Annotated in this window: 5 protein-coding genes and 1 pseudogene; 2 read left to right on the top strand and 4 right to left on the bottom strand. The window is 29.6% G+C overall.

Annotation, left to right across the window (positions count from 1 at the left end):
- Positions 1–31: 31 nt before the first annotated feature.
- Positions 32–167 (top strand): annotated as a pseudogene (locus V757_RS29110) (IS481 family transposase); the annotation flags it as partial.
- Between the two features lie 170 nt (positions 168–337).
- Here V757_RS29110 and V757_RS17915 read toward each other — a convergent pair.
- From V757_RS17915 to V757_RS17930, 4 genes are all read right to left on the bottom strand, one after another.
- Positions 338–1,189, bottom strand: coding sequence for a zeta toxin family protein (locus tag V757_RS17915; RefSeq protein WP_023949697.1), 852 nt, complete (start codon positions 1,187–1,189; stop codon positions 338–340).
- The gene (locus V757_RS17920; protein ID WP_023949698.1) at positions 1,189–1,428 is read right to left on the bottom strand and encodes a hypothetical protein; all 240 of its coding nucleotides are present in this window, start codon (positions 1,426–1,428) and stop codon (positions 1,189–1,191) included. Before V757_RS17920 ends, V757_RS17915 begins: the two co-directional genes overlap by 1 nt.
- A gap of 18 nt (positions 1,429–1,446) precedes the next feature.
- Positions 1,447–1,647 (bottom strand): hypothetical protein, encoded by a 201-nt coding sequence (locus V757_RS17925; RefSeq protein WP_023949699.1) that lies wholly within the window; start codon positions 1,645–1,647, stop codon positions 1,447–1,449.
- Between the two features lie 63 nt (positions 1,648–1,710).
- Positions 1,711–1,872, bottom strand: a complete 162-nt coding sequence (locus V757_RS17930; RefSeq protein WP_155805786.1) for a hypothetical protein — start codon at positions 1,870–1,872, stop codon at positions 1,711–1,713.
- A gap of 167 nt (positions 1,873–2,039) precedes the next feature.
- Here V757_RS17930 and V757_RS17935 point away from each other — a divergent pair, with 167 nt between their 5' ends.
- Entirely contained in the window at positions 2,040–2,570 is a 531-nt protein-coding gene (locus V757_RS17935) for a ParA family protein (protein WP_218184477.1), read from the top strand.
- Positions 2,571–2,943: the final 373 nt, after the last annotated feature.

The following is a 2,943-nucleotide window of genomic DNA, read 5'->3' on the forward strand; positions in this document are numbered from 1 at the left end:
AAAAACTCTATGACTGATTAGATAGTTTGCAAAAGACCTAGACGAATGGCTTWGATTTCTATAATAATGAACGAACTCAGATCAAGGAGAAGATGTGCTGTGGGCGAACACCCATAGAAACATTGATTGATGGTAAACAGATTTGGAACAGCAAAAAGCTGAGCTAAATCTAATCTGACAGACACCGCTTGTCAAACGGGGAACTGTCAGATGAAGTCTGAACTTCTACAGTATATTATATTATACTGTAATATATTAAATTGATAATCCTTTTTTATAGTCCTTATGTTGCGGATTATTTAAACTATTTTCTTCTCTATACTGTTCTAAAGTAGATTTAAATGAGGCTTTTATATTTTTTTCTAAATGAATAGGTAGTTTTTCTTTTTTCTCGCTCTTTTTGAATAACTCTCTCAAACTCTTCAATATAAGGCGTATTTCCTTCTCTTACTTGAGCTTTTTCTTTCAAAATTTGCATTTGCTTTAAAACAAATATTTTCTCTTCTGCCGTAGATATAAGATTCTTTTCAAGTACATCAGAGGCTGTTAAATTTTCACCTTTATTTTTAGCATCATAAAGTAATTGACCCTCTCGATTAAAGACCCTAAAGCTATCAAATTTATTTTCTAAACTTTTAACTGTTTCCCGAAAGCCATTAAAAGCATTATCATGATAATCAGGCGGTACAAATCTCGCATTTACTCCAGCCTCTTTTTGTTTTTCAAAACGGCTGTAAATTCCTAATAAACTTTGTTCTCTAGGGACAGCCAACGCTACCATTTCAACATGATAACCCAATTGCTTATTTTTCTCTAAAAACGCTGATAATGATTTACTGTCTCTAAAAGTACCCTCTTCTATAATGTTAACCCTTGCTTCTTTGGCTAGATTTCTTAACGTATTTACCAATTTACCAGCATCAGCTTGAGTAACATGAGAAGGATATTTTGCATAGTTGGGAATTTCTTCTCTCATTCGGTCTGCATCAACATGAATATAACCGCCCTTTTGCTTTAACTCTTGCTTAATATGATCCGCAATTTTTGTTTTCCCAGCACCAGGTTGTGCGGCAATAAGAGTTAAAATAGGTTTTTCTTGTCTCTGGATATGATTTTTATTTATTTTATTTAAAAAAAATTCCTCTGCTATGTTATTAATTTTTTCAGTAGACAATGGAATATAACTCATTATAAGCCTCTAAAAAGTTTATTATTAGGGTCAAGGATTTGAGCAATAACATCCGTATCTTCTGGACTTAAATTATCCATTAGTAAATCAGTTGCCAATTTTTTTGATTCATAAAAATCTAATAATTTTTTATTTGGTTCAGACTTATCTTTTTCTTCCCAATAGGCGTTCACCCAAGGTGCTTTACTTTGTCCTAAAACCTCAATAGCGACTTCATAATCTTGATTATATAATTCCATATCTTTCTCCTTTAAATACTAAAAACCCTTCTTAGTTAAAAAATCATCAAGAATCTCTTGAATGATACGAGAGTCATTGCTATCAATGCTTCTGCTATAGACTTTTAATCGTTCAATAGTACTTTTCTTTAGCGTAACAGATTTAATGGCTCTTAAATCTTTCTCTTCAGGTACATCTATAGTTGTAACTTTCTTTGTTTTAATTGCTTGTAATGCCATTTTAAATTAAGTCCAATTTAATAAATCAATTATATTATATTATAATATAATTGATGTATAATATCAATACACAAAAAGATCTTCTGTTAACTCAACGTTAAAATGACCTTGTTCTTTCCATTTTTGCCATTCATTCATTTTTAATATAAATTCAATTTTATTGGACTCAGACTTTAATTGACGTAATTCAGAAATGAATCTATCTTTATCATCTTTTGAAGCCATAAGTAAAAAAATCCCATATCTTTTTACAAAAAAACCTCCGAATAATAGCGTGCAAATTAACATCAACCAATTCATAATTCGGGTACATTTAATCTCCTCATAAAATCATTGCTTTTTCATTATATTATATTATATCATAATATAATTATCTCAAGATAGGATAAACCATGTCAAAAATAGTAACTGTATATAGCTTAAAAGGTGGATCTGGAAAAAGTACCATTTCAATTTTGGTAGCACAAAATTTAAAAAACAAGGGTAAATCTGTTGTTTTATTAGATAGCGATATTCAACAAAAATCAACTGCTAACTGGGCTGAAAACAGCCAAGGAGAAATTGATTGTTTTCTTATCCATAATAAGCTAACACAACATGATCTTAATGCGTTCGCTGAAAAAGACTTTATTGTTATCGATGGAACACCAAGGACAAATGATTATGTTGAAAATATATTAGCATTATCTGATATTATTTTTATTCCAGTACAACCTACACAATTATCTTTATCAAGTTTTTTACAAGATAATCATTTATCAATGTTAAAAAAAATCAAAACAAAAAAGAAAAAGATTTATGGTTTAATCAATGGCGTAACTTATCACAATTTATCAGAATGCGAAGATTTAAAAAGCATTCTAAAAAAAATTACCGCTAGATGGTATCTATCAACTAGGACAAAGAAAAGCATTTGTAATTGACTACAACAAACCATTTAAAGAATGTAAAAATGCTATAGCAAAAAAAGAAATTAACCAGCTTACAGAACTATTAATAAACTAAAAATTAGAATTTCTGTGTCAAAATAATTTCAAAAATATATTATATTATGATATAATATATTTATCAAATAAAGGCGATATTACATGCTGAAAAGCTTATCGATTATGAAATTTTTGCTAAAAATTTTTTTGACTTCCAAAAAGATGATGAATTAGATAAGCTCATCTGTAGAAGTTCAGACTTCATCTCGACAGTTCCCCGTTTGACAAGCGGTGTCTGTCAGATTAGATTTAGCTTCATGCTTTTTGCTGTTCCAAATCATGWTTWCCATCAATCAATTGTTCTATGGTG

The sequence above is a fragment of the Pelistega indica genome (assembly GCF_000506865.1).
Lineage (GTDB): Bacteria > Pseudomonadota > Gammaproteobacteria > Burkholderiales > Burkholderiaceae_B > Taylorella > Taylorella indica.

What these genes read in the sequence shown, in the direction of transcription:
- V757_RS17915 (WP_023949697.1), bottom strand. Translation starts at nt 1,189, where the DNA reads ATGAGTTATATTCCATTGTCTACTGAAAAAATTAATAACATAGCAGAG.
- V757_RS17920 (WP_023949698.1), bottom strand. Translation starts at nt 1,428, where the DNA reads ATGGAATTATATAATCAAGATTATGAAGTCGCTATTGAGGTTTTAGGA.
- V757_RS17925 (WP_023949699.1), bottom strand. Translation starts at nt 1,647, where the DNA reads ATGGCATTACAAGCAATTAAAACAAAGAAAGTTACAACTATAGATGTA.
- V757_RS17930 (WP_155805786.1), bottom strand. Translation starts at nt 1,872, where the DNA reads ATGGCTTCAAAAGATGATAAAGATAGATTCATTTCTGAATTACGTCAA.
- V757_RS17935 (WP_218184477.1), top strand. Translation starts at nt 2,040, where the DNA reads ATGTCAAAAATAGTAACTGTATATAGCTTAAAAGGTGGATCTGGAAAA.